20 protein-coding genes are annotated in these 23,856 nt (G+C 63.8%); 16 read left to right on the top strand and 4 right to left on the bottom strand.

The window, feature by feature from the left end:
• The first annotated feature begins 36 nt into the window (after positions 1 to 36).
• Positions 37 to 663 (top strand): glutathione S-transferase family protein, encoded by a 627-nt coding sequence (locus CLU90_RS16935; protein ID WP_100428470.1) that lies wholly within the window; start codon positions 37 to 39, stop codon positions 661 to 663.
• A 186-nt stretch (positions 664 to 849) separates the two neighbouring features.
• Complete coding sequence (locus CLU90_RS29710; protein ID WP_175539247.1) at positions 850 to 1,014, top strand: hypothetical protein; 165 nt, start codon at positions 850 to 852, stop codon at positions 1,012 to 1,014.
• On the opposite strand, the gene CLU90_RS16930 is transcribed toward CLU90_RS29710, so the two are convergent.
• The 3 genes from CLU90_RS16930 to CLU90_RS16920 form a co-directional block, all read right to left on the bottom strand.
• Complete coding sequence (locus tag CLU90_RS16930) at positions 1,011 to 1,859, bottom strand: HDOD domain-containing protein (RefSeq protein ID WP_034745523.1); 849 nt, start codon at positions 1,857 to 1,859, stop codon at positions 1,011 to 1,013. The two genes, CLU90_RS29710 and CLU90_RS16930, sit on opposite strands and share 4 nt — an antisense overlap.
• 273 nt (positions 1,860 to 2,132) lie before the next feature.
• Positions 2,133 to 2,417, bottom strand: a complete 285-nt coding sequence (locus CLU90_RS16925) for a hypothetical protein (protein ID WP_034778933.1) — start codon at positions 2,415 to 2,417, stop codon at positions 2,133 to 2,135.
• Positions 2,418 to 2,462: 45 nt separating this feature from the next.
• Positions 2,463 to 2,891 carry a MarR family winged helix-turn-helix transcriptional regulator gene (locus CLU90_RS16920; protein WP_198511229.1) on the bottom strand — a complete coding sequence of 143 codons (429 nt, stop codon included), beginning with the start codon at positions 2,889 to 2,891 and terminating at the stop codon, positions 2,463 to 2,465.
• A gap of 131 nt (positions 2,892 to 3,022) precedes the next feature.
• Between CLU90_RS16920 and CLU90_RS16915 the strand changes: the two genes are divergently transcribed.
• From CLU90_RS16915 to CLU90_RS16870, 10 genes are all read left to right on the top strand, one after another.
• Complete coding sequence (locus tag CLU90_RS16915; RefSeq protein WP_092712118.1) at positions 3,023 to 3,967, top strand: GlxA family transcriptional regulator; 945 nt, start codon at positions 3,023 to 3,025, stop codon at positions 3,965 to 3,967.
• Between the two features lie 140 nt (positions 3,968 to 4,107).
• The gene (gene astC, locus CLU90_RS16910) at positions 4,108 to 5,349 is read left to right on the top strand and encodes an acetylornithine/succinylornithine family transaminase (RefSeq protein ID WP_092712116.1); all 1,242 of its coding nucleotides are present in this window, start codon (positions 4,108 to 4,110) and stop codon (positions 5,347 to 5,349) included.
• 107 nt (positions 5,350 to 5,456) lie between these two features.
• Positions 5,457 to 6,488 (top strand): arginine N-succinyltransferase, encoded by a 1,032-nt coding sequence (locus tag CLU90_RS16905; protein ID WP_046684529.1) that lies wholly within the window; start codon positions 5,457 to 5,459, stop codon positions 6,486 to 6,488.
• A 13-nt stretch (positions 6,489 to 6,501) separates the two neighbouring features.
• Complete coding sequence (astA, locus tag CLU90_RS16900; protein ID WP_100428469.1) at positions 6,502 to 7,566, top strand: arginine N-succinyltransferase; 1,065 nt, start codon at positions 6,502 to 6,504, stop codon at positions 7,564 to 7,566.
• A complete protein-coding gene (gene astD / locus CLU90_RS16895) occupies positions 7,559 to 9,049 on the top strand; it encodes a succinylglutamate-semialdehyde dehydrogenase (protein WP_092712109.1) in 1,491 nt (496 codons plus the stop codon). The genes astA and astD overlap by 8 nt, the downstream gene beginning before the upstream one ends.
• 22 nt (positions 9,050 to 9,071) lie before the next feature.
• Complete coding sequence (astB, locus tag CLU90_RS16890; RefSeq protein ID WP_100428468.1) at positions 9,072 to 10,412, top strand: N-succinylarginine dihydrolase; 1,341 nt, start codon at positions 9,072 to 9,074, stop codon at positions 10,410 to 10,412.
• Positions 10,413 to 10,565: 153 nt separating this feature from the next.
• Positions 10,566 to 15,293 (top strand): NAD-glutamate dehydrogenase domain-containing protein, encoded by a 4,728-nt coding sequence (locus CLU90_RS16885; RefSeq protein ID WP_100428467.1) that lies wholly within the window; start codon positions 10,566 to 10,568, stop codon positions 15,291 to 15,293.
• Positions 15,293 to 16,288: a succinylglutamate desuccinylase gene (locus tag CLU90_RS16880; RefSeq protein ID WP_100428466.1), complete on the top strand. Its 996-nt coding sequence runs from the start codon at positions 15,293 to 15,295 to the stop codon at positions 16,286 to 16,288. The genes CLU90_RS16885 and CLU90_RS16880 overlap by 1 nt, the downstream gene beginning before the upstream one ends.
• A 145-nt stretch (positions 16,289 to 16,433) precedes the next feature.
• Positions 16,434 to 17,402 (top strand): DUF2167 domain-containing protein, encoded by a 969-nt coding sequence (locus CLU90_RS16875; protein WP_100428465.1) that lies wholly within the window; start codon positions 16,434 to 16,436, stop codon positions 17,400 to 17,402.
• A gap of 99 nt (positions 17,403 to 17,501) precedes the next feature.
• Positions 17,502 to 18,011: a DUF1993 domain-containing protein gene (locus CLU90_RS16870; RefSeq protein ID WP_100428464.1), complete on the top strand. Its 510-nt coding sequence runs from the start codon at positions 17,502 to 17,504 to the stop codon at positions 18,009 to 18,011.
• Here the strand turns inward: CLU90_RS16870 and CLU90_RS16865 are convergent.
• A complete protein-coding gene (locus CLU90_RS16865; RefSeq protein ID WP_092712099.1) occupies positions 18,008 to 18,565 on the bottom strand; it encodes a glycine zipper 2TM domain-containing protein in 558 nt (185 codons plus the stop codon). The genes CLU90_RS16870 and CLU90_RS16865 overlap by 4 nt on opposite strands.
• Positions 18,566 to 18,726: 161 nt before the next feature.
• Here CLU90_RS16865 and CLU90_RS16860 point away from each other — a divergent pair, with 161 nt between their 5' ends.
• The 4 genes from CLU90_RS16860 (at position 18,727) to CLU90_RS16845 (ending at position 23,848) form a co-directional block, all read left to right on the top strand.
• Positions 18,727 to 19,839, top strand: coding sequence for an NADH:flavin oxidoreductase/NADH oxidase (locus tag CLU90_RS16860; RefSeq protein ID WP_100428463.1), 1,113 nt, complete (start codon positions 18,727 to 18,729; stop codon positions 19,837 to 19,839).
• A 152-nt stretch (positions 19,840 to 19,991) separates the two neighbouring features.
• Positions 19,992 to 21,575 carry an ABC-F family ATP-binding cassette domain-containing protein gene (locus CLU90_RS16855; RefSeq protein WP_100428462.1) on the top strand — a complete coding sequence of 528 codons (1,584 nt, stop codon included), beginning with the start codon at positions 19,992 to 19,994 and terminating at the stop codon, positions 21,573 to 21,575.
• A gap of 254 nt (positions 21,576 to 21,829) precedes the next feature.
• Entirely contained in the window at positions 21,830 to 22,288 is a 459-nt protein-coding gene (locus tag CLU90_RS16850) for a RidA family protein (RefSeq protein ID WP_034745569.1), read from the top strand.
• 129 nt (positions 22,289 to 22,417) lie between these two features.
• Entirely contained in the window at positions 22,418 to 23,848 is a 1,431-nt protein-coding gene (locus CLU90_RS16845; RefSeq protein ID WP_100428461.1) for an amino acid permease, read from the top strand.
• Positions 23,849 to 23,856 lie beyond the last annotated feature (8 nt).

Raw genomic sequence — 23,856 nt, 5'->3', positions numbered from 1 at the left:
CGATGGTGGCTTCCTCACTCACCGGAGTTATGCACCATGCGCCTGTACCACCACCCCATGTCTTCGAATGCCCGCCGTGCCCTGATGACGGCGATCCACCTCGACCTGCCGCTGGAGCTGGCCGAAGTCGACCTGATGAATGCGGACGACCGCCGCCGCCTGCTCGAACTGAACCCGAACGGCAAGGTGCCCGTGCTGGCCGATGGCGATTTCCTGCTGTGGGAATCGTGCGCCATCATGCAATACCTGGCTGATCAAGTACCTGGCCAGACGATTTATCCGCAGGCGCCGCAAGCGCGCGCCGACGTCAACCGCTGGCTGTTCTGGGCCGCGCAGCACTTCGCGCCCGCCGTCAGCGTGCTGGCCTGGGAACGCGCCTGGAAAGGCATGACGGGCAATGGTCCTGCGGATCCGCTGGAAGAGGCGCGCGGCGAGCATGAACTGCATGAATGCGCCGTGGTGCTGGACGCGCACCTGGCGCAGCGTGAGTGGCTCTGCGGCGATGCCCTGACCCTGGCCGAGTTCGCCGTCGCCGCGCCGTTGATGTACAGCGAGGCCGTGCGCTTGCCGCTGGCGCAGTACCCGCACATCCAGGCGTGGTTTGCCCGCGTGCGGCAACTGCGCGCCTGGCAGGAAACGGACGTGGAATTGGTGCCGGGATAATCTGCGCGCTAAGTGAACCAGCGCACGGAGCCGGCGCGGCGCACCGCATAAGATAGGGCTGTCTCTTTCAGGACATCCCTAGCTTTGGACTTTACCCGCTTTCGAGCGGGTTTTTTTTGAATAGCGGCTTGATAAATTGATAATTGCTGCACAGATGGGGCACATCCCACTTCCAGCAGGTACGCCATGTTCACGCCACGCCATCCGAAACCTCTGTTGAGTACCAGGGCGGTCGCCACACAAGTTGTCGAGCAAAAGCAGGGAACGCAGGCCATGGACAAGCATGTGCTGATTGTCGATACGCCCAAGCCGGCGGCACCGCCGCCGGTCGTCAAGAAGCCGGCAGGTTAGTGCACGAGCACCTTCAGCAGCGACTGCACTTCATCGTCCGATTCTTCCATGATGCTCGACAAGGTCGCATCGTCGCCGATCAGGCAATCGATGCTGCGCGCGGCGCGGGCTGCCCGCACGGCGATGGCGGCCGGGCTTTCGTTGAGCGGTGACGAGACGGGCGCCAGGTCATTTGCCAGCAGCAGGGTGTCGCCCAGCGATTCGGGCGGAATGGCGCGCAAGCCTTCCCACAGCGCATCGATGGCGCCTCTCACGGCTTCCGGCACCTTCAGTTTGGCCAGGACGCCGTGGCCGATGGCCTGTTCGCCATGTTCGACCCAATCCTCCGGTTCGCCGTCGAGGATGCCGGGGAATTCGGCCGCGCGCGACAGCAGATAAAAGCCGCCCACTTCATGCATGATGCCGGCAAACAAGGCCGTATCGGGGTCCACTTTGGTGACGCGGCGGGCCAGTACCTGCGACAGGGCCGCCACGTGGGCCGTATGCTCCCACAGCTGGTTGGCCTTCGCCTGCAGCACGGGATCGGTGATGGTGCTGCCCAGCTGGCGCACGATCAGCGACGCCACCACCGACTGCAGGGTGCGCACGCCGAGCCGCTGCACGGCGTTGCGCACGCTGGTGATTTCATTGCCGGAACGGTTGAACGCCACGGAATTGGCGATGGCCACCGTGCGCGCGGCCAGCAGCGGGTCGGCCTGCACGAGCTTGGCGGCAGCCTCGATATGGCAGTCGGGATCGGCCAGCGCCTCTTGCAGCTTGAGCGAAGCGTCCACATTGGCAGGAAAGGTCAGCTCGCCACGAGCGGCTTGTGCGGCGATGCTTTTAAAGGCGTCGAGTCTGTTCATTGAAAAAATTATACTCGCAATATTTCCGTACGGAACTTTTTAAGCATGATCTTTTCGCAAACAGCTTGGCAAAAGGCAAGCAAAGCCCCGTAAACGGAAAAAGGCATGCCTATATCGGTGGCATGCCTTTTTTTAACCACAGCGATCGTCACAGCGCTGGACAGGACCATTGCGAGCGGATGGGATTTGTGGCCGAGAAGCGCAACCGTACTTTAGTACGGTGAGCATCGCCGGCCGCAAAGCGCACCGCGCAGCAGGTCCTGTTCAGCGCTACTACAGAGACTCGCTGAAGATCGCATCGCAGCCCTCGACGAGTTCATCGCTGTCTTCCAGTTCATCGGTCAAGCCCAGGTCGAACAGTTCCTCGACGGCATTCATGAAGCTGTTGTGCTTGGTGGCGCCGATCAGGCGGTAGATTTCGCCGTCTTCGTTGCGCACGCCGATGATCAGTTTTTCCTGGCGCACCAGTTCTGGCGTGCTGGCGTTGAGCAGCAGGTTGCCGATGATGTGTTTATCGAAATGAGCAGGCTTTTTGCCTTCGAGCAGTGAGGTTTTCAACTTGGTTTCCTTTGTCTTGTTTGAATGTCGGTGCCTGGTGTCTGGTCAGCCGTTGGCGATGGCCTGTTTCAAGCCCGCTAGGGTGCTTTCCAGACGTATGAAATCGTCTTCGGTATAGCCGTCGAACAGGCGCTGGCCCTGCGTTGTCAGCTTGGGGAACACGTCATGGAACACCTGTTCGCCCTCGCAGCTCAGGCGCACGTAATAGGAACGCTTGTCGCGTGGACAACGTTCGCGTATCACCAGCCCCTTTTGTTCCAGCCGCTCCACCACGCCCGTCAAAGTACCCTTGGTAATCAGGGTTTTCTGACCCAGTTCCTTGTAGGACATGCCGCGGGTGTTGCCGAGCGTGGCAATGATGTCGAATTGCGCATGCGTCAAGCCGTACTGGCGCACGAAGTCGCCAGAAAACCGCTCGAAGCCTTGCATGCATTCGGCCAGCAGCCGGATACTTTTTAAATATCGTTCACCCATGGAGGTGATTATATCCTTCCGCTCCGCTTTTTTCCGCCGCGCCGGGACGCGCCCTTGCAAGACGGTCTCGATGGGACGGAAGTCCGGTATCATGTGGGCAACTCAGCCCTTGCCTTTGGTCCGCCTCGCCGATGTCCTTCGCTAATCTTTCCCGTATCGGCCTCGACAAACCGCTGCGTTTGCTGCTGGTCCATGCCGGCGATGCCGAGTCGATCACCTGGGCCGGCCTGGTGCAGCCGCTGCGCCTTTGCGCGCGGGCGCTGGGGCCCGGTGCCCTGCAACTGGACGTGCGCACGCCGGAACAGGTGGCCGCGCAGGGCGGTAACTGGCATATTGCGCTGCTGGTGGCCGACGAGACGGAGGCGCCGCTGCGCGCCGAGCTGTGCCGGGCCGTGATCGAACGCTGCCGTTCGGCGCCGTTCTGGGGCGGCGTGGGCGCGGCCGTGCTGTGGCTGGCCGGCGCTGGCGTCATGGATGGCGTGCGCATCGCCTTGCCGTGGGCCCTGTACGCCGATGCGGAAGCGAAGGCGGAACGGGCCATCCTGACGCCGCATCTGTTCGACATCGACGGCCCGCACATCACCTGCTGCGGCGGCGCGGCCAGCATCGACTTTTCGCTGACCCTGATCGAGACCATCTTTGGCGCCGACGTGCAGGCCCTCGTCAAGGAAGCGCTGTGCGTGGACAAGGTGCGCGGCAAGGAAGAGCGACAGAGGGTGGCCCTGCAGGCGCGCTTCGGCGTGCTGCAGCCGAAATTATCCGAAGCGGTGACCTTAATGGAAGCCAATATCGAGGAGCCGCTGTCGACGGACGACATCGCCAGCCTGGTGGGCCTGTCGCGGCGCCAGCTCGAGCGGCTGTTCAAGCAATACCTGGGCAGCCTGCCGTCGCGCTACTATCTGGAGCTGCGCCTGCAACGCTCACGGCAACTATTGCTCGATACACATTATTCCATCGTGCAAGTTGGCCTGATGTGCGGCTTTTCCTCCGGTTCGCACTTTTCCACGGCCTTTGGCACCCTGTTTGGCAATACGCCCCGAGAAGAGCGGCAAAGAAAGCTGATGCCGCCTGCGTGATTAAAGCAAGCCCGGCTGTGATGAATTGTGAAAATCCTTGTCGCAGATTCAAAAGAGTTTTAGCATCCCGCTTTTTATAATGCAGTACACACGTAGCTGTCGTAGCTGCGGAGTACCTAACATATTGATGGGGAAATGCTATGAATGCCAAGCTTGATTCGACCGTAACGGCTCGTCCAGTCACCCGGGAAACCTTTGACCAGGTCCTCGTTCCTACCTACGCCCCTGCAGCCATGGTGCCCGTGCGCGGTTCCGGTCTGGACCTGTGGGACCAGTCAGGCAAGCATTACCTCGATTTCACCTCCGGCATCGCCGTCAACAGCCTGGGCCACTGCCATCCGGCCCTGGTCGATGTGCTGACCAAGCAAATCAATAATTTGTGGCATTTGGGCAACGGCTACACCAATGAGCCTGTGCTGCGCCTGGCGCTGGCCCTGACGGAAGCGACCTTCGCCGACCGCGCCTTCTTCTGCAACTCGGGCGCGGAAGCCAACGAAGCGGCCCTGAAGCTGGCGCGCAAGTATGCGCACACCAAGTTCGGCGCGCACAAGTCGCGCATCATCTCGTGCTTCAGCTCCTTCCACGGCCGCACCCTGTTTACGGTGTCCGTCGGCGGCCAGGCTAAGTACACGGAAGGCTTCGAGCCGCTGCCGCCATCGATCGACCACATCGCCTACAACGACATCGAAGCGGCGCGCGCCGCCATCGGCGATGACGTGTGCGCCGTGATCGTCGAGCCGGTACAAGGCGAAGGCGGTGTGGTGCCGGGCAATCCGGAATTCCTCAAGGAGCTGCGCGCCCTGTGCGACAAGACGGGCGCTTTGCTGATTTTCGACGAAGTCCAGAGCGGCATGGGCCGCACCGGCGCCTTGTTCGCCTACATGGGCTACGGCGTCACGCCGGACATCCTGACGGCCGCCAAGGCCCTGGGCAACGGCTACCCGATCGGCGCCATGCTGACCACGAATGAACTGGCGCAAACCCTGGCCGTCGGCACGCACGGCACCACCTACGGCGGCAACCCGCTGGCCGCCACCGTGGCCCTGACCGTGCTGGACACGATCAACACGCCGGCATTCCTGGCGCGCGTGAAAGAAGCGAGCGTCAACACCATCGCCATGCTGCAAGGCCTGATCACGGATTACCCGCAAGTGTTCTCCATCGTGCGCGGCAGCGGTTTGCTGCTGGGTCTGGTAGTCAGCGATGCCTGGAAAGGCCGCGCGAAGGACATCCAGAAAGCGGCCGAAGCGCAAGGCTTGATGGTGCTGATCGCCGGCATGGACGTGGTGCGCCTGGCGCCGGCCCTGATCGTCTCGGACGAGCAGATCGCCGAAGCGGGCCGTTTGCTGCGCGCCGCCATCGACGGCATGCTGAAAGCCTGAAGCTAGCCCCGCTCCCTGTTTGATCACCGGCCCGCCGCTTTGCTGCGGGCCGGCTTGGTTCTACCCGGGTATTCAGCCCAAGTATCGTCAGCATTGAAGGAGTACCCATGTATGTTGTCCGTCCGGTAGAAATTGCGGATATTGCAGCCCTCGAAGCGCTGGCCGCAGTTACCATGCCGGGTGTCCATACCCTGCCGAAGACGCGCGAAAAGATCGCCGCCTCCGTCGAGCGCTCCATCGCCTCGTTTGCCGCCCATGTCGACATCCCCAGCGAAGAGTCGTATCTCTTCGTGCTTGAATCCCTGCTCGACAAGAGCATTGCCGGTACGGCCGCCATCTTCGCCTCGGCCGGCTCGAACGGCACCTATTTTTCCTTCCGCAACGACGTCATCCAGCAAGTCTCGCGCGACCTGAACATCAGCCACAGCGTGCATGCGCTGACCCTGTGCTCGGAGCTGACGGCGTACTCGCAGCTGTCCGGCTTCTACGTGCGCAACATGGAGCAGGCGGGCCTGGAAGCGGCTTTGCTGTCGCGCGCGCGGCTGCTGTTCGCCGTGCTGGCGCCGCACCGCTTCGGCGACCGCTTCTTCGTGCCGCTGGCCGGCATCACGGACGCCGATGGCCAGTCGCCATTCTGGGATGCGCTGGGCCGCAAATTCTTCCAGATGGATTTCCTCGATGCCGAAAAAGTCATCGGCGGCGCCCGCAACCGCACCCTGATCGTCGAACTGATGCCGCACTACCCCGTGTACGTGCCGCTGCTGCCCGGCGACGCGCAGGCGGCCATGGGCCAGATCCACCCGAGCGGCGAACTGGCGTTCAATCTGCTGACGGAAGAAGGCTTCGAGGCCGACGATTACATCGACATCTTCGATGGCGGCCCGATCCTGCAGGCGCACAAGCATGCGCTGCGTTCGTTTACGGGTTCGCTCACGCGCCGCGTCGTCGCGGGCGTCACGCCCAGCCGCACGGGCCTGAAAGTGCATTACGCGGTCGCTTCCGGCGCCGAGCGCAATTTCCGCGCCGTCACCTTCACGTGCGATGCGCTCGAAGCGCAGGACACCGTCGGTTTGCCGGCCGACCTGCTCGAGGCGCTGGCCGTGGCCGAAGGCGACAGCGTCATTTGCGTGCGTATCTAAGGGAGTCAATTTTATGCTAGTAGTACGCGCCATCAACGCCAATGACCTCGATGCCCTGTATGGCCTGGCCAGCCAGGTCGGCACCGGCATGACCACGCTCAAGCCGGACATGAAAATGCTGGGCGACCGCCTGGCCATCGCCTGCGCCTCGTTCGCCGAAACCATCCCGCCCGAAAAGCGCGACTACATGTTCGTCATGGAGGATACCGACACGGGCCGCCTGGCCGGCGTGTGCGCCATCAAGGGCGCCGTGGGCCTGGACGAACCGTTCTATAACTACCGCATCGGCACCCTCGTCCATTCCAGCCGCGAGCTCGATGTGTTTACGCGTATGGAAACCCTGTACCTGTCGAACGACCTGACGGGCAGCACGGAACTGTGCTCGCTGTTTTTGCACCCCGATTACCGCAGCGGCAACAACGGCAAGCTGCTGTCGAAAAGCCGTTTTCTCTTCATCGCCCAGTTCCCGCAACTGTTCACGGAAAAGCTGATCGCCGAAATGCGCGGCTACCAGGCACCGGACGGCAGCTCGCCGTTTTATGAAGGCCTGGGCCGCCACTTCTTCAAGATGGATTTCCACCACGTCGACGACTTGACGAGCCTCGGTAAAAAATCGTTCATCGCCGAGCTGATGCCGCGCCAGCCCATGTACGTGGCCTACCTGCCCGACGAAGCGCAGGAAGTCATCGGCAAGGTGCATCTGAGCACGGCGCCCGCGCGCCGTCTGCTGGAACAGGAAGGCTTGCACTTCGAAGGCTATGTCGACATTTTCGACGCCGGCCCCGTGCTGCAGGCGCGCGTCTCCGAACTGCGCGCCATGCGCGACAGCATGCCGGCCGTGCTCGACGCGGCGACTGTGCCAGTGCCTGCGCCGGAAGCGTGCGGCGACACGGCCCAGGCCGAACCTTACCTGGTGTCGAACACCGACCTGAAAGATTTCCGCATGATCGTCACCAGCGCCAATCCGCACGGCGGCAAGATCACGCTGGACGACGATGAACTGCATCTGCTGCGCTGCCATCACGGCGACACCGTGCGCACCTTGTCACTCAACCCGAGGAAGCATCCCCATGTCTAACGTATTGAATCCATCTACCGCAGCATCGAACTTCATCAACGGCGCCTGGCTGCCAGGCACGGGCCGTGAACTGGTCACCATCGATCCGTCGAACGGCAAGCAGACCTGGGCCAGCCTGGAAGCGACGGAAAACGAAGTCGAGCAGGCGTGCCAGGCCGCCCGCGCCGCCTTTGAAGCGTGGGCCGATACGCCCGTCGACGAGCGCATCGCCATCTGCGTGCGCTTCCGCGAACTGCTGAAGGAACATGCGGAAGCGCTGGCGCTGCTGATCTCGGAAGAAGTGGGCAAGCCGCTGTGGGAGTCGCGCACGGAAGTGGCCACCATGGCCAACAAGATCGATATCTCGGTGCAGTCGTACAACGCGCGCACGGGCATCACGCAAAGCAAGATCGCCGATGGCGACGCCGTGCTGCGCCACCGACCGCATGGCGTGTTCGGCGTCTTCGGCCCGTACAATTTCCCCGGCCACCTGCCGAACGGCCATATCGTGCCGGCCCTGATCGCCGGTAACACCATCGTCTTCAAGCCGAGCGAATATGCGCCGCGCACGGCCATCAAAACCGTGCAGCTGTGGCAGCAGGCCGGTTTGCCGGATGGCGTCGTCAACCTCGTCAACGGCGGGCGCGACACGGGCGTGGCCCTGGGCGCCAATCCACACCTCGACGGCGTATTGTTTACGGGTTCGTGCCAGACGGGCATCAGCCTGCACCGCCAGTTCGGCGGCCAGCCGGGCAAGATGCTGGCGCTGGAAATGGGCGGCAACAACGCCCTCGTCGTATGGGACGTCAAGGATGTGGATGCGGCCGTGCACCACGCGATATTCTCCGCCTTCGTGTCGGCCGGCCAGCGCTGCACGTGCGCGCGCCGCCTAGTGGTGCAGGATAACGCCTTTGGTGCCGCCTTCGTTGCGCGCCTCGTGGAAGTGGCCGCGAAACTGGGCATCGGCGCGTCCGACGCCCAGCCGCAGCCATTCATGGGCCCCGTGGTATCGAGCGCCGTGGCCGCACGCCTGGTGCAGGCGCAGGCGGACATGGTCGCCAGGGGCGGCACCACCTTGCTGCAGATGCGCCAGTTGAATCCCGAGGCGGGCTTTGTCACGGCCGGCATCGTCGACGTCACTGATGCTGTCGGCATTCCCGACGAAGAATGGTTCGGCCCGCTGCTGCAAGTAGTCCGCGTAGCCGATTTCGACGCGGCCCTGAAGGTTGCCAACGCCACCGAATTCGGCCTGGCAGCGGCGCTGCTGTCCGACGATCCGGCCCTGTGGCAAACGTTCCAGACGCGCGCGCGCGCCGGCATCGTCAACTGGAACCGTCCGACCACGGGCGCGGCCAGCACGGCGCCGTTCGGCGGCATCGGCAAGTCGGGCAACCACCGTCCGAGCGCCTACTACGCGGCCGATTACTGCGCCTACCCGGTCGCCTCGATCGAGAACGGCGTATTGGAAATGCCGGCCAAGCTGTCGCCCGGCCTGAATTTTTAAGAAGGTTTCATAAGGAATACCCATGCACAGCACGCGCGAATACAACTTTGACGGCCTGGTCGGCCCATCGCATAACTATGCGGGACTCTCGTTCGGCAACGTGGCCTCGTTCAGCAATGTGAAAAGCGCCTCGAATCCGAAGCAGGCCGCCTTGCAGGGCCTGGCCAAGATGCGTGCCCTGGCCGCGCGCGGCTTTGCGCAAGCCTTGCTGCCGCCGCAGGACCGGCCCAATTTCCGCCTGCTGCGCTCCATCGGTTTCACGGGCACGGATGCCGAGGTGCTGGCGCGCGCCTACAAGGAATCCCCGGTGATCCTGGCTTGCGCGTATTCCGCTTCGCCCATGTGGACGGCCAACGCGGCCACGGTCAGCCCGTCGGCGGACACGCAGGACGGCCGCGTGCACTTCACGGCCGCCAACCTGAATAACAAGCTGCACCGGGCCTTCGAGCACGCGCAGTCGGCGCGCAGCCTGCGCGCCATTTTCAGCGACGACAAACACTTCGCCGTGCATGGCGCGCTGCCGTCGACGCCGGCCTTCGGCGACGAGGGCGCGGCCAACCACACGCGTTTGGGCGCCGGCCACGGCGCGTCATCCGTTGAAATGTTCGTGTATGGCCGGGTGGAGTTCGATCCGTCGGCACCGTCGCCGAAGCGCTACCCGGCGCGCCAGACCCTGGAAGCGTCGCAAGCCGTCGCGCGTCTGCATGGCCTGGATGCGAAACGCACCGTGTACGTGCAGCAGAATCCGGACGTGATCGACCAGGGCGTGTTCCATAACGACGTCATCGTCGTCGGCAACGGCAATGTGCTGTTCTATCACGAGCAGGCGTTTGCCGATGAAGAAGCAAGCCTGTCGCAGCTGCGCCGCGCCGTCGCCGCCACGGGCGCGCAACTGGATGCGCTGCGCGTGGACACGGGCCAGGTGCCGATCGCGGATGCGGTGAGCAGCTATCTGTTCAACAGCCAGTTGCTGACGAAAGAGGGTGGCAAGATGGCGCTGGTGATCCCGCAGGAGTGCCAGGAAAACCGCGCCGTGTCGCGCTACCTGGAAGGCCTGGTGGCCAGCGGTGGACCGATTGACGAACTGATACATTTCGACCTGCGCCAGAGCATGCGCAATGGCGGCGGGCCCGCCTGCCTGCGTTTGCGCGTGGCCCTGACGGAAACCGAGGCGCGCGCGATGCACCAGGGCGTGGTCATGACGGAAACGCTGTACCATCGGCTGGTGCAGTGGGTGGAAAAACACTACCGCGACCATCTGGAGCCGGGCGACCTGGCCGATCCGCAGCTGGCGCTGGAAGTGCATGCGGCGCTTGAAGAATTGACGATCATCCTCAACTTACCGGGATTGTACGACTTGTAGGCGATAGAAAACACACAGAAAAAATCCGAGACAGACTATCCGTAGCACAGACAGAATTGGACGGGCGACCCCCGTCTCTTGACACCGCTGCCGCCCAGCCACAAGCCCGAACGACAGCGTTGGACATTCACATTACCGTAATGGAGATGCAAGATGAATCACACGCCACAAGATTTGCGTACACAAACGCTGGAGTTGATTAACGCGGCAGGCAAGGCAGGCAAGGCGGCAGCGCCGGTCGTGCAGCTGGTGCAGGCCTGGCTCGATTCGCTCGACGCCGAAGACCTGGCCGATATCGCGCCCGACAGCCTGGCGCCCGTGCTGGTCGAGGGCTTCACGCAAGCGGCCAAGCGCACCGGTACCGGCTGCCAGATCGCCACGCTGCCGTATGCGGATGGCCGTGGCGGCACGGCGAGCGCCTTGCTGATCCTGAACGAAGACATGCCTTACCTGGTCGACTCCATCGTCATGGCCATGCGCCGCCAGCACCTGGCCGTGCGCGGCGTGATGAACACCGTGCTGCCCGTGCGCCGCGCTCTTGATGGCAGCGTCGAAGCGGTGCGCCAGCCGGGCGACCCGCTCGAATCGTATGTGCTGGTGCTGCTCGACGAAGAGCTGGTGCCGCAAGCCCAGGCCGCGCTGGTCGCCGCCCTGGAGACGGTCGCGCGTGACGCGGCCATCGTGCGCCGCGATAGCGCCGCCATGAGCGAGCGCCTGGCCACTGTGGCCACGGCGGCATCGCAGCATGGCGAAGAAGGCGCGGAAGTGGCCGCCTTCCTGGAATGGGCCCGCAGCGGCGGCTTTGAAGTCTTCGGCTACGCCTACTACCGCGTCAAGCCGGGCGTGCGCGAACTGGAACGCGACATCCCTAGCCGTGTCGGCGTGCTGCAGGATACGGCGCACCCCGTCTACGGTACCTGCCTGGCGAATATCCCGGGCGACTTCGATACCCTGGCCAAGCGCGAATCGGCGCTGTCCATCGTCAAGGCCGACGTGGCGGGCACCTTGCACCGCGATCAGCAGCTCGACTTCATCGGCGTGCGCGACATGGATGCGCAAGGCGCGATCCTGGGCGAGCACTGCTTCGTCGGCCTGTTTACCCGTGCCGGCAATTCCACCCCGCTGGCGGCGCTGCCGTTCGCACGCGGCCGCGTAGCCAAGGTTTTGAGCCTGGCCGGCGTGCGCCAGCAAGGCTTCCGTGCCGAGAAATTCCGCGAAATCCTTGAGTCCTTGCCGCGCACGGAAGCGCTGGAAGCGGATCTCGACTGGCTGGCGCAAGTGTGCGGTTCCGTCGTTTCGCTGTACAAGCAGCCGCGCACCAAGGTTTTTGCGCGCCGCGACGTGTACGCGCGCCACCTGAACGTGCTGGTCTACCTGCCGCGCGAGCGCTACAGCGCCAGCGTCGCATCGAGCCTGGCAAAAGCCCTGCAAGCCAGTTCCGGCGCCACGCATGTGAGCATGCAAACCCTGGTGGCCGACGGCCCCCTGGCGCGCGTCTACCTGATCGCCCACGCCGCGCGCTACCCGCTGGACCTGGAAACGGATATCGAACAGCCCTTGCTGGGCGTGCTCGATGGCTGGCATAACGGCTTTGCCGCCGTGGCCGACGCCGTGCCCGACGTGGGCCTGCGCACCAGCCTGCGCAAACTGTGCGCCACCCTGCCGCTCGATTACGTGGCCGCCACCGCGCCGGCCGTCGCCTTCCGCGACCTCGACACCATCTTGCGCAATACGGATCCGGCGCACGTGGCCGTGCGCATCGAGACGGGTGCCGTCACCACGATCCGCCTGTACTCGGCCAACAAGGTGCCATCGCTGTCGACCATCCTGCCGGCCCTGCACAATGCGGGCGTGGCCATCGACCGCGAACAGGCGTACTCGGTGTCGCTGGCCGACGGCACGCGCTATTTCATCACCAGCCTGACGGTCGATGCCGCCAGCGCGGCGAAACTGGCGCAGCCATCCGTCGTCGCCGTGGCGCAGGAACTGTTTGCCGCCCTGTTCAACGACACGGCCGAAGATGGGCGCTTGAATGGCCTCGTCATCGAAGGCGGCCTGTCGACGCGCGAAGTGCAGCTGGTGCGCGCCTACACCAGCTACTGGCGCCAGACGGGCAGCCGCTTCTCGGTGCGCTACATCGCCGAAAGCCTGCGCAAGCAGCCGGCCCAGGTCAAAGCACTGGTCGAAGCCTTCCTGCAGCGCTTCGATCCTTCGCTGTCCGGCGCGCAGCATGCGCAAGCCCTGGAAAGCATCGCCGCCATCAAGGCCGGCCTGCCTTCCGTGAACCACGCTGACACCGAGGAAATCCTCGGCGCGCTGGCCGACCTGATGGCCGCCACCTTGCGCACCAGCTACTTCCAGAACAATCAACAAGGCGACAAGATCATCTTCAAGTTCGACACCAGCAGCCTGGCGCTGGTGCCGGAACCGCGTCCTTACCGCGAGATTTTCGTCTTCTCGCGCCGCTTCGAAGGCGTGCACCTGCGCGGCGGCCCGGTCGCCCGCGGCGGCCTGCGCTGGTCCGACCGCATGGAAGACTACCGCACGGAAGTGCTGGGCCTGGTGAAAGCCCAGATGGTCAAGAATGCCGTCATCGTGCCGGCCGGCGCGAAGGGCGGTTTTGTCTGCAAGATGATGCCGAAGGACGCCGTGCGTGAAACCATCGCGGCCGAAGGCGAAGCCGTCTACCGCCTGTTCATTTCCAGCCTGCTGGAAGTGACGGACAACCGTTCGCTGGGCAATATCGTCCCGCCAGTCGACACCGTGTGCTTCGATGAAGCCGATCCTTACCTGGTGGTGGCCGCCGACAAGGGCACGGCCACGTTCTCGGACATCGCCAACGGCATCGCCGTGCAGCGCGGTTTCTGGCTCGGCGACGCGTTCGCCTCGGGCGGCTCGAACGGCTACGACCACAAGAAACTGGGCATCACCGCCAAGGGCGCGTTCGAAGCCGTGAAGCGCCACTTCTATGAAATGGACCACGACCTCAATACCACCCCGATCACCATGGTCGGCGTGGGCGACATGTCGGGCGACGTGTTCGGCAATGGCGTATTGCTGTCGCGCCAGCTGAAACTGGTGGCCGCGTTCGACCACCGCCACATCTTCCTCGACCCGACACCGGACGTCGCCGTCTCGTTCGAGGAACGCGCGCGCCTGTTCGCCTTGCCGCGTTCTTCGTGGGACGACTACAACAAGGACTTGATCTCGGCAGGCGGCGGCGTGTATCCGCGCACCGCCCGCACGATCGAGCTGTCGCCGCAAATCCGCGCCGCGCTCGATATCGCCGAGACCTCGCTGCCGCCGGAAGAACTGATGCACCGCATCCTGAAGTCGCCCGTGGACCTGTTCTATAACGGCGGTATCGGCACCTACATCAAGGCGTCGACGGAAACGCACGCGCAAGTGAAGGACCGCGCGAATGACCACATCCGCGTCAACGGCAATGAGCTGCGCGTGAAAGTCGTGGCCGAAGGCGGCAACCTCGGTGCGACGCAGGCGGGCCGCATCGAATTCGCGCTGGCCGGTGGCCGCATCTTCACCGATGCGATCGACAATTCTGCCGGCGTGGATTGCTCGGACCATGAAGTGAACGTGAAAATCTGGCTGGACGTGGAAGTCAACGCGGGCAAGCTGACGGAAGAAGAACGCAACCGCGAGCTGTATGCGATGACGGACGACGTCGAACGCCTGGTCTTGCGCGACAACACGCAGCAGACGCATTTGCTGGTGCGCGAGTTGCAGGCGCAAAGCGAAAGCGCCGTGCAGGATGGCTATGCGGCCCTGATCGCCAGCCTGGAAGAAGAGGGCGCCCTGTCGCGCGATCTCGAGCAGCTGCCATCGGTGGCCGAACTGGCACGCCGCAAGCTGGACAACCGCGGCCTGACGACGCCGGAACTGGCGGTGGTGATCGCCAACGTGAAGAACCGCTTCAAGCGCATCCTCTCCGCCCTGCCTTTGACGGGCGAAACGTGGGCCGAGCCGGTGCTGAAACCCTACTTCCCGTCCCTGCTGGTGGAAACCCGTTCGGCGCTCGACCACCCGCTGGCCAACGCCATCCTGGCGACCGTGCTGGCCAATGAAGTGATCAACCGCTGCGGCCCGCTGATGATCCGCAACCTGGCGGCCGAACACGGCGTGGACGAGTCGGCCGTGATCCTGGCCTGGGGCCAGGCATGGGTGGCCTTGAACCTGGCGCCCGTGTTCGACGCGCTCGATGCGGATGCCTTGACGATTCCGCGCGACGTGTCGATCAAGGTCGATGCGCAAACGCGCGTGCTGCAGCAGACGATGATCGCCGGTGTCTTGTCGGTGCCGGCCGAGCAGTTGCGCGGCGCCGGCCTGGCCGAACTGACCGGCTTGTTCGGCGCGGAATCGAAGCGCGAGCTGCTCAAAGCCGTCGGCATCAAGTCGGAAGCGGCGCTGGTGCCGGGCTTGACGCCGGCCTTCGTGCAGGCCTGGGATGCGGTCGATGCGCTGGAAGTCGTCGCCGGCTTCCTGTTCCCGGCCCTGTCCGTGCCGCGTCCTGCCTCGATGGACCTGGCTTCCTTCCTGCAAGTGGGCCTGGCCCTGCGCAGCCAGGCAGGCATCGACACCCTGGAGCGTGGCCTGAAGCTGGCCGCGCAAGGCAAATCGCAGGAGCAGTTGCGCAACTACGCGCAGCAAGCGCTGCGCCGCACGCAACAGCGTCTGCTGACGCAGGTGCTGGCGCGTGCCGAGCAAGGCAATGCGGGCCAGGCAGTCGACGCCGTGACGGGTGCGCTGGGCCTGTCGGCCTATGTGGCGGCGACGGAACTGGAGCAAGCCATGCTGGACGTATGGACCTTGTCGGAAGCCGTGAATAAAATCACGGCGAAAACCCCAGCGGAAGCGGCGGTGTAATGACGCAAGAAGTAACCCAGGTAGTAACACCTGTAGTGCAGGCGCTGGCGCAGGCCGATTTCAGCGGCGTGGCCCAGTTGTTTTCGGACGCCGGCTTCACGGTGGCCTTGCCGGCGCCCGGCATGCTGCAAGTGGTCAAGCCGGGAGCCGGCCGCGCCAGCGTGGCCGTCTCGGTGGGCGTGCATGGCGACGAGACGGGGCCGATCGAAGTGCTGGCGCATCTGCTCGACGCCTTGTCGCGCGATGCGTCCGCACTGGCCGTCGACCTGCTCGTCTGCGTGGGCAATGTTGATGCGATCCGGGCCGGCAAGCGTTTCATCGACGCCGACCTCAATCGCATGTTCCGTCCCGTGCGGGGCAGCCTGGCGCAAGCGGCGGAAAGCGCGCGCGCCGATGAAATGATCGCCGCGACAACCGCGTTCTTTGCAGCGGCCGGTCCCGTGCGCTGGCACCTGGATTTGCACACGGCCATCCGGCCTTCCGTGTATCCCACGTTTGCCATCGTGCCGGACCTGGTGGCCGACGACGCCAAGGCACAGCTGATCGATTGGCTGGGCCAGGCGGCCATCGGCGCCATCATCATGAACCCGCAGTCGGCCGGCACGTACAGCTATTATTCGGCCGAGCATTTCGGCGCGGCCGCCAGCACGGTGGAACTGGGCCGCGTGGGCACCCTGGGACAGAACGATCTGTCCCTGTTCGACGACGTGTCGCGGGCGCTCGACGGCCTGCTGCGCGGCATGCCTGCGCAACCCGTCAAGGCGCAACCGCACGTGTTCAAGGTGGCGCAGGAAATCATCAAGCACAGCGATGAATTCCGCATGGCGTTTGACCGCAGCACGCAGAATTTCACCTCGTTGCCGCAGCACGCCGTGATCGCCAGCGATGGCGACCATGTGTACACGGTGCAGCACGCGGAAGAGCTGGTGGTGTTCCCGAATCCGGATGTGCGCGTGGGCTTGCGCGCCGGTCTGATGGTGGTGCGCGTGTCCTGAGATTCACGCCATGCACGGCCACAGGCGCCAGCCGGGGAAACCCGCCTGGCGCTTTTTCATGTCAAAAATGCTGCATAGAAATAATTATCCATTAAGCAATCAATTGATTTAAAATATTTACCCTTTGCAATTTTTTGGACCGATCATGTTGAAACGCCTGCTGACAGCCTTGCTGTGCCTGACCCTCTCCGGCCTGACGGCTGCCGCCCCTGCCGAAGACAAGGCTGCCGTACCGGAAATGACGGCCGAGCAATTCCTTGCCCAGCTGCACCTGCAGCGCGGCAAGATCACTTTGCCGGGCGGCATCGCTACCCTGGATTTGCCCGCCAACTTCCGTTATTTGTCGCCAGCGGACGCCGAGCGCGTGCTGGTCGAGGCCTGGGGCAATCCGCCGGGCATGGAATCGCTGGGCATGATCGTGCCCGCCAAGACCAGCGTGCTCGAGCGTGACAGCTGGGGCGTCATTGTCACGTATGAAAAGGAAGGGCATATCAAGGATGACGATGCGGACAGCATCAAATACGACGAATTGCTCAAGGATATGCAGGCGTCCGTGCTGGAAAACAATGCGGAGCGCAAGAAGCAGGGCTATCCCGGCATCCATCTGATGGGCTGGGCGGAAAAACCCAGTTATGCCAAGGATACGCACAAGCTGTACTGGGCCAAGGATCTGATGGTCGATGGCGGCGAGCACTCGTTGAACTACAACGTGCGCGTGCTGGGCCGTGAAGGCGTGCTGAACCTGAATGCGATCGCCAGCATGCAGCAGATCGAGGCGATCAAGAAAGAGATGCAGCAAGTGACGGCGTTCACGGAATTTACCGACGGTAACCGCTACACGGATTTCGACAGCAAGACGGACAAGGTGGCCGAGTATGGCCTGGCGGCGCTGGTGGCCGGCGGCGTGGCCAGCAAGCTGGGCCTGTTTGGCAAACTGCTGGCGCTGCTGCTGGCCTTCAAGAAAGTGCTGATCCTGGCCGTCGTGGGCGGCGGCGCGGCCATCGTCAAGTTTTTCACTGGCAAGCGCAAGGACCAGCCGGCGCCGGTACCGCCGCAGGAGTCCGTTGAGCAGCCGGCGCATTTACCGGACGGCAAGGTCAACCTGGACAAGTAAAAGCAACTGGGCCGCTCGGTGCGCTGACGCACACGGGCGCGCTGCCGGAAAACAGCGCCTCGGGTACACTGGCTCATCGTTCACTATCAGGAGTCCGCCATGTCCGTGTCCATGTATCAGGCAACCATCCCCGTCTTCATCCGCGGCTTGCGGGTCGTCTCGGCCCTGCTGGAAAAAGCGCAAGCCCATGTGGAGGAAGATGGCATCGTGCCCGAGATTTTACTGGGCGCGCAGCTGGCGCCCGACATGCTGGACTTGACGGCGCAGGTGCAGCGCGCCAGCGATACGTCGAAGCTGTCGGTCGAGCGCCTGAGCGGCGTGCCGGCGCCGAAGTTCGAGGATAACGAAGCGTCGTTCGAGCAGCTGCAGGAACGCATCGCCAACACCATCGCCTACATCGACAGCGTGAATGCCGGGCAGATGGCGGGCAGCGCGCAGAAGGAAGTCGTGCTGAACTGGACGGACGAGGGGACGAAATTCTCGGGCGACAATTACCTGCTCAGCTTTGCCTTGCCGAACTTCTATTTCCACGTTTCCATGGTCCACGCCATCCTGAGAAACAATGGCGTGGCCGTGGGCAAACTCGACTATCTTGGTCCTTACGATTAACGTTGCGGTTGCTGCTCGACCTGGTTCTGCACCGCATTGCCCAGCATGCCACCGCCGATCACGCCGGCCACCGTTGCCAGCGCCTTGCCGCGGCCGCCACCTACCTGATTACCGATCAAGCCGCCGATGACGGCGCCCGTGCCGATGCCCACGTAGTTGGGCTGTGACGGTGCCGGCGCAGGCACCGGCTGCTGCTGGCGCGCCGGTTCGCGGTAGCCATCATTGTTGTCATTGTAGGCAGGGCGCGCTTGCGCCACTTGCGTGTGGTGCACGACGCGCTTGTGCACGACGGGTGCGGGGGCTGGCGCAGGAGCCGCTTGTGCGACGACAGGCGCGGCGACCGGTGCAGTCAAGGGCGCTGCCAAGGCGGCGGCGCCGGCCGGCGTCATGGCGGCCACGTCGGCAGGCACGGCCGCCGTGGCAGGCACATTCGCCCGCGAATTGGGCAGGATGCCGGCGATGGACGCCGCGCCGACCAGGCACAGGACCGTCACGGAAATGGCGGCGCCGGCCATCAAAGGGTGGATGCGGTTGGCGGTAGTCGTCGTGTTCATGTGTTCTCCTGGGGTGGTACTGCGGGTGTTATTGATGTGTCCAGATTAGCGGCCCCGCCCGCGCAAGGCTAGCCCTTGCGCTGTATCAAACGTAAGCAGGTGTAAGCCGCGCTTTTCAAAGCACAGTAGAATCGGTGCTTCCCCTTTTTCCGGAGTCCGCCATGAGCCAGCTATTCACGCCGTATGCCCTGGGGCCGCTGCGCGTGGCCAACCGCATCGCCATCGCGCCCATGTGCCAGTACTCGGCCGACAACGGCAACGCCACCGACTGGCACATGATCCACCTGGGCCATCTGGCCCTGTCCGGCGCGGGCTTGCTGATGACGGAGGCGACGGCCGTCTCGCCCGAGGGACGCATCTCGGCCGAAGACCTGGGTCTGTGGTCGGATGCGAATCAGACTGCGCTGTCCAACGTGGTGCAGGCCATCCGCCGCCACGCTCCGATTCCGCTGGTGGTGCAGCTGGGCCATGCGGGACGCAAGGCCTCGAGCCGCGCGCCCTGGCAGGGCGGTGCTTGCGTGCACCTGGCCGAGGGCGGCTGGCAAACGGTGGCGCCGTCCGCCATCGCCCATGCACCGGGCGAAACCGTGCCGATCGCCCTGGACGAGATGGGCTTGCTGCAAGTGAAGGGCGCCTTTGTCGCGGCCGCCCAGCGCGTGCATGCGCTGGGCATCGAGGGCATCGAACTGCATGCGGCGCACGGTTATCTGCTGCACCAGTTCCTCTCGCCGCTGTCCAATCACCGCACGGATGCGTATGGCGGCAGCCTGGAAAACCGCATGCGCTTTCCGCTGGAGGTGTATGAGGCCGTGCGCGCCGCCGTGCCGGCCAGCGTGGCCGTGGGCGTGCGCATTTCCGCCACCGACTGGGTCGAAGGCGGCTGGGAAATCGAGCAAAGCGTGCGCTTCGCGCAGGAACTCAAGCAGCTGGGCGCCGACTTCATCCACGTCTCCAGTGGCGGTATTTCGCCGCAGCAGCAGATTCCCGTAGGCCCGGGCTATCAGGTGGCGTTTGCCGAACGCATCAAGCGCGACAGCGGCTTGCCCACCATCAGCGTGGGCTTGATCACGCAAGCGCAGCAGGCGGAAGACATCATCGCCAACGGCCAGTCCGACATGGTGGCGCTGGCGCGCGCCATCCTGTTCGACCCGCGCTGGCCCTGGCATGCGGCGGCCCAGCTGGGCGCGCAAGTGCAGGCGCCGCCGCAGTACTGGCGCTCGCAGCCGCGTGAATTCAAGAACCTGTTCGGCGACACGACCTTGGGGCAGCGCTAAGGGAACGGCTCTGCTACACTGACGCTTCTTCCCCATTTCTCCAGGACGCTTCGACATGCGCCATTGATACTGCCGTGCTGTGCACGGCCTCGCCCATCCCGCCACAGCGCATAGCGCCGCGCGGGTTCGCCAGCCTTGCTCAAGGAGTATCCATGCCCGCATTACTACAACTCGACCGTCTGTCCTTCGTGCTGCCCGATGGCCGCGCCCTGTTTTCCGATTTGCAATTTGGCTTTGCCCCGCAACGTATCGGCCTCGTCGGCGATAACGGTGTGGGCAAGAGCGTGCTGGCGCGCCTGCTGGCGGGCCAGGCGCAACCGTCTTCCGGCGCCGTGCGCTGCGACGGCAGCGTGCATTACGTGGCGCAGGAACTCGATCCTGAGCGCTATCCCAGCGTGGCGGCGCTCGCCGGCATGGACGACTTGCTGGCCGCGCTGGCGCGCATTGCCGAAGGCAGCGTTGACGAAGCCGATTACGCGCTCGTGGGAGAGCGCTGGGATGCCCACGCCCGTTTGCGCCAGGCGCTCGATGCGCTCGATTTGCGCCATGTCGATGCCGCTACGCCAACGGCCAGCCTGAGCGGCGGCGAACGGCAGCGCATCGCCCTGCAAGGGGCCTGGCTGGCGCAGGCGGACTGGCTGGTGCTCGATGAACCGAGCAACCATCTTGATGCGCAGCAGCGCGCCCGCCTCGTGGCGCAGATGGCGCGCTGGCCGGGCGGCTTGCTGCTGGTCAGCCATGACCGCGGCTTGCTCGAGCACGTCGATGCAATCGTCGAGCTGTCGAGCCAGGGCTTGCGCAGCTATGGCGGCAATTACACGATGTATGCGCAGCAGCGCGCGCTGGAACAGGCTGGCTTTGCGGCCGCCTTGCAGGCGGAAAAGGCGGGCGCCAGACGCGAACAGCGCGAAGCGCAGCAGCAGGCCGAACGCCAGCAGAAACGGGTGGTGCGTGGCGAGCGCGAGGGCCGTGAAGGCAACCAAAGCAAGCTGCTGCTCGACGCACGCAAGGAGAAAAGCCAGGATAGCCAGGGCAAGCTGCGCGTGCGCGCGCAAGAGGCGCAGCAGGCGCGCCAGCACAGGGTGATGGATGCCAGCGCCCGCTGCGCGCCCGAGATGGAGCGCCTGCTGCTGGCGCCCGACAGTGCCGTGCCGAACGGCAAGCTGATCCTGGAATTGCGCGAGCTGGTCTTGCCCTATGGCCAGGCGCAGACTGTGGACCTGGTCATCAGCGGTCCGCGCCGCCTGGCCGTGACGGGCAATAATGGCAGCGGCAAGTCGACCCTGCTGCGCGTGATCGCCGGCCAGCTGGCGCCTGCCGGCGGCGAGGTACTGTGCCACGCACGGGTAGCGTGGCTGGACCAGCATGCGGGGCTGCAAGACGGCGAACGGAGCGCCGTGCAGCGCTTGCAGGAACGCAACAGCACCATGGCGGAAGGGGATTTGCGCACGCGGCTGGCGCTGCTGGGCATTGCCGGCGCGCGCGCCACCCTGCCCAGCCGTTTGCTCAGCGGCGGCGAGCGCATGAAGGTGGCGCTGGCGGCCGAACTGTATGCGCAGGCGCCGCCGCAACTGCTGCTGTTAGACGAACCCGACAATCATCTGGACCTGGCCAGCCTGCAGGCGCTGGAACAGATGCTGTTGCAATACCAGGGCGCGTTACTTGTGGTATCGCATGACCAGGCATTTCTGGAAGCGATAAACCTTGACCCCGAGGGCTTGACATTGCACAAGTGACAATTTAATGAAAAAAGTCACGGTCGATGCCTGTAGAGCATGCTTCATGAACTGATGCTGAATTTTGTTTGATTGTCGGTATAATCCACTGAATAACCGGGCCTATTTGTGAACTAAAACTGCTGGTTCACCAATATGATGACGTTTAATCTGGCACTGTTGTCGGTCACTACCGCGCTGCCAGGGCGTCATCCTCCGTGCCCTGCCGTGCATGAATTCTGGTTTCGCTTATATTGTTTTCTTGGAGAAATAGCATGTCGTTTTACGAAAAACTCAAAGCCCTCAACATTGAACTGCCAGTCGTTGCAGCGCCAGCTGCCGCCTACGTGATGCATGCGCGCACGGGCAACACCGTCTTCCTGTCCGGCCACCTGGCCAAGAAGGATGGCAAGGTCTGGGTTGGCCAACTGGGCAAGGATGTGACGACGGAAGAAGGCAAGATCGCCGCGCGCGGCATCGCCATCGAACTGATCGCCACTCTGCAAGACGCGTGCGGCGGCGACTTGAACAAGGTCAAGCGCATCGTCAAGGTCATGAGCCTGGTCAATTCCACCTCCGAATTCACGGAACAGCACCTGGTCACCAATGGCGCCTCGGAACTGTTCGTCGAAGTCTTCGGCGACAGCGGCAAGCACGCGCGCTCCGCCTTCGGCGTGGCGCAAATCCCGCTGGGCGCTTGCGTCGAGATCGAGCTGATCGCCGAACTGGCCTGACGCAGTAGCCTGACCACATGAGCATGCCGGCGCTTCTCGCCGGCGCGCCTTTTCCTCCTTTCCAGCAAGAGCGGAACCGCCATTGGGGTGGAGGGATCGGTGTATTCAAGAAAAAAACGGAGACACGTAATGAAAACGAGTGAACAAGGCTTGCACCGCGGCCTGGGCGAGCGGCAGATCCGCCTGATGGCGCTGGGCGCCGCGATTGGCGTGGGCCTCTTTTTGGGTTCGGGTAATGCGATCAAGATGGCCGGTCCCGGCATCATGCTGTCGTACATCATCGGTGGCGCGGTCATCTTCATGATCATGCGCGCACTGGGCGAAATGGCCGTGCACAACCCCGTTGCCGGCTCCTTCAGCCGCTATGCCCAGGATTACCTGGGGCCTTTGCAAGGCTATCTGACGGGCTGGAACTACTGGTTCCTGTGGCTGGTCACGTGCGTGGCGGAAATTACCGCCGTCGCCATCTACATGGGCATCTGGTTCCCCGACGTGCCGCGCTGGATCTGGGCCCTGGCGGCCCTGGGTTCCATGGGCGCCATCAACCTGCTGGCCGTGAAAGCCTACGGCGAGTTCGAGTTCTGGTTCGCCCTGATCAAGGTGGTCACCATCATCCTGATGATCGTCGGCGGCACGGGCATGATCATCTTCGGTCTCGGCAACGGCGGCGTGGCCATCGGTATCTCGAACCTGTGGACGCATGGCGGCTTCTTCCCGAATGGCGCGCAGGGCGTGCTGATGTCGCTGCAGATGGTGATGTTTGCCTACCTGGGCGTGGAAATGATTGGCCTGACGGCTGGCGAAGCGGCCAACCCGAAGAAATCGATTCCCGACGCTATCAATTCCGTGTTCTGGCGCATTTTGATTTTCTATGTCGGCGCCTTGTTCGTCATCCTGTCGATCTACCCATGGAATGAAATCGGCACCACCGGCAGCCCGTTCGTGATGACGTTCGAACGCCTGGGCATCAAGACGGCGGCCGGTATCATCAACTTCGTCGTGCTGACGGCGGCCCTGTCGTCGTGCAATGGCGGCATCTTCAGCACGGGCCGCATGCTGTACAACCTGGCGCTGCAAGGCCAGGCGCCAAAGGCGTTTGCGGAAACGACGGCCAGCGGCGTGCCGCGCCGCGCCATCCTCGTGTCTGTCTTCGCGCTGCTGCTGGGCGTGCTGCTGAACTACCTGGTGCCGGAAAAAGTGTTTATCTGGGTCACCTCGATTTCCACCTTCGGCGCCGTCTGGACCTGGGGCGTGATCCTCGTCACGCAGATCCAGTTCCGCAAGACCCTGACGCCGCTGGAAATCAAGAACCTGGCCTTCCGCATGCCGTTCGCACCCTACGGTTCCTGGATTTCGCTCGCTTTCCTGGCACTGGTGATCGGCCTGATGGCGTATTTCCCCGATACGCGCATCGCCCTGATGGTGGGGCCAGCCTGGCTGATCCTGCTGACGGTGCTGTACTACGCGCTGGGCCTGGCGCCGAAAGAGCGCCGTGATGACGTGCCGCAAGGCTATGAAGCGGGCTGGCCGCAGGCTGATGCGCCACACGGCAAGAAGTAATTCAGCTG

Origin of the sequence: Janthinobacterium sp. 67 (assembly GCF_002797895.1) — a bacterium.
GTDB lineage: Bacteria > Pseudomonadota > Gammaproteobacteria > Burkholderiales > Burkholderiaceae_D > Janthinobacterium.
Note: the sequence above shows the minus strand (reverse complement) of the source record. Positions and strands in the feature narration are given on the sequence as shown.

Coding starts and splice junctions, on each gene's coding strand:
- CLU90_RS16935 (WP_100428470.1), top strand. CDS start 37: ATGCGCCTGTACCACCACCCCATGTCTTCGAATGCCCGCCGTGCCCTG.
- CLU90_RS29710 (WP_175539247.1), top strand. CDS start 850: ATGTTCACGCCACGCCATCCGAAACCTCTGTTGAGTACCAGGGCGGTC.
- CLU90_RS16930 (WP_034745523.1), bottom strand. CDS start 1,859: ATGAACAGACTCGACGCCTTTAAAAGCATCGCCGCACAAGCCGCTCGT.
- CLU90_RS16920 (WP_198511229.1), bottom strand. CDS start 2,891: ATGGGTGAACGATATTTAAAAAGTATCCGGCTGCTGGCCGAATGCATG.
- CLU90_RS16915 (WP_092712118.1), top strand. CDS start 3,023: ATGTCCTTCGCTAATCTTTCCCGTATCGGCCTCGACAAACCGCTGCGT.
- astC (WP_092712116.1), top strand. CDS start 4,108: ATGAATGCCAAGCTTGATTCGACCGTAACGGCTCGTCCAGTCACCCGG.
- CLU90_RS16905 (WP_046684529.1), top strand. CDS start 5,457: ATGTATGTTGTCCGTCCGGTAGAAATTGCGGATATTGCAGCCCTCGAA.
- astA (WP_100428469.1), top strand. CDS start 6,502: ATGCTAGTAGTACGCGCCATCAACGCCAATGACCTCGATGCCCTGTAT.
- astD (WP_092712109.1), top strand. CDS start 7,559: ATGTCTAACGTATTGAATCCATCTACCGCAGCATCGAACTTCATCAAC.
- astB (WP_100428468.1), top strand. CDS start 9,072: ATGCACAGCACGCGCGAATACAACTTTGACGGCCTGGTCGGCCCATCG.
- CLU90_RS16885 (WP_100428467.1), top strand. CDS start 10,566: ATGAATCACACGCCACAAGATTTGCGTACACAAACGCTGGAGTTGATT.
- CLU90_RS16880 (WP_100428466.1), top strand. CDS start 15,293: ATGACGCAAGAAGTAACCCAGGTAGTAACACCTGTAGTGCAGGCGCTG.
- CLU90_RS16875 (WP_100428465.1), top strand. CDS start 16,434: ATGTTGAAACGCCTGCTGACAGCCTTGCTGTGCCTGACCCTCTCCGGC.
- CLU90_RS16870 (WP_100428464.1), top strand. CDS start 17,502: ATGTCCGTGTCCATGTATCAGGCAACCATCCCCGTCTTCATCCGCGGC.
- CLU90_RS16865 (WP_092712099.1), bottom strand. CDS start 18,565: ATGAACACGACGACTACCGCCAACCGCATCCACCCTTTGATGGCCGGC.
- CLU90_RS16860 (WP_100428463.1), top strand. CDS start 18,727: ATGAGCCAGCTATTCACGCCGTATGCCCTGGGGCCGCTGCGCGTGGCC.
- CLU90_RS16855 (WP_100428462.1), top strand. CDS start 19,992: ATGCCCGCATTACTACAACTCGACCGTCTGTCCTTCGTGCTGCCCGAT.
- CLU90_RS16850 (WP_034745569.1), top strand. CDS start 21,830: ATGTCGTTTTACGAAAAACTCAAAGCCCTCAACATTGAACTGCCAGTC.
- CLU90_RS16845 (WP_100428461.1), top strand. CDS start 22,418: ATGAAAACGAGTGAACAAGGCTTGCACCGCGGCCTGGGCGAGCGGCAG.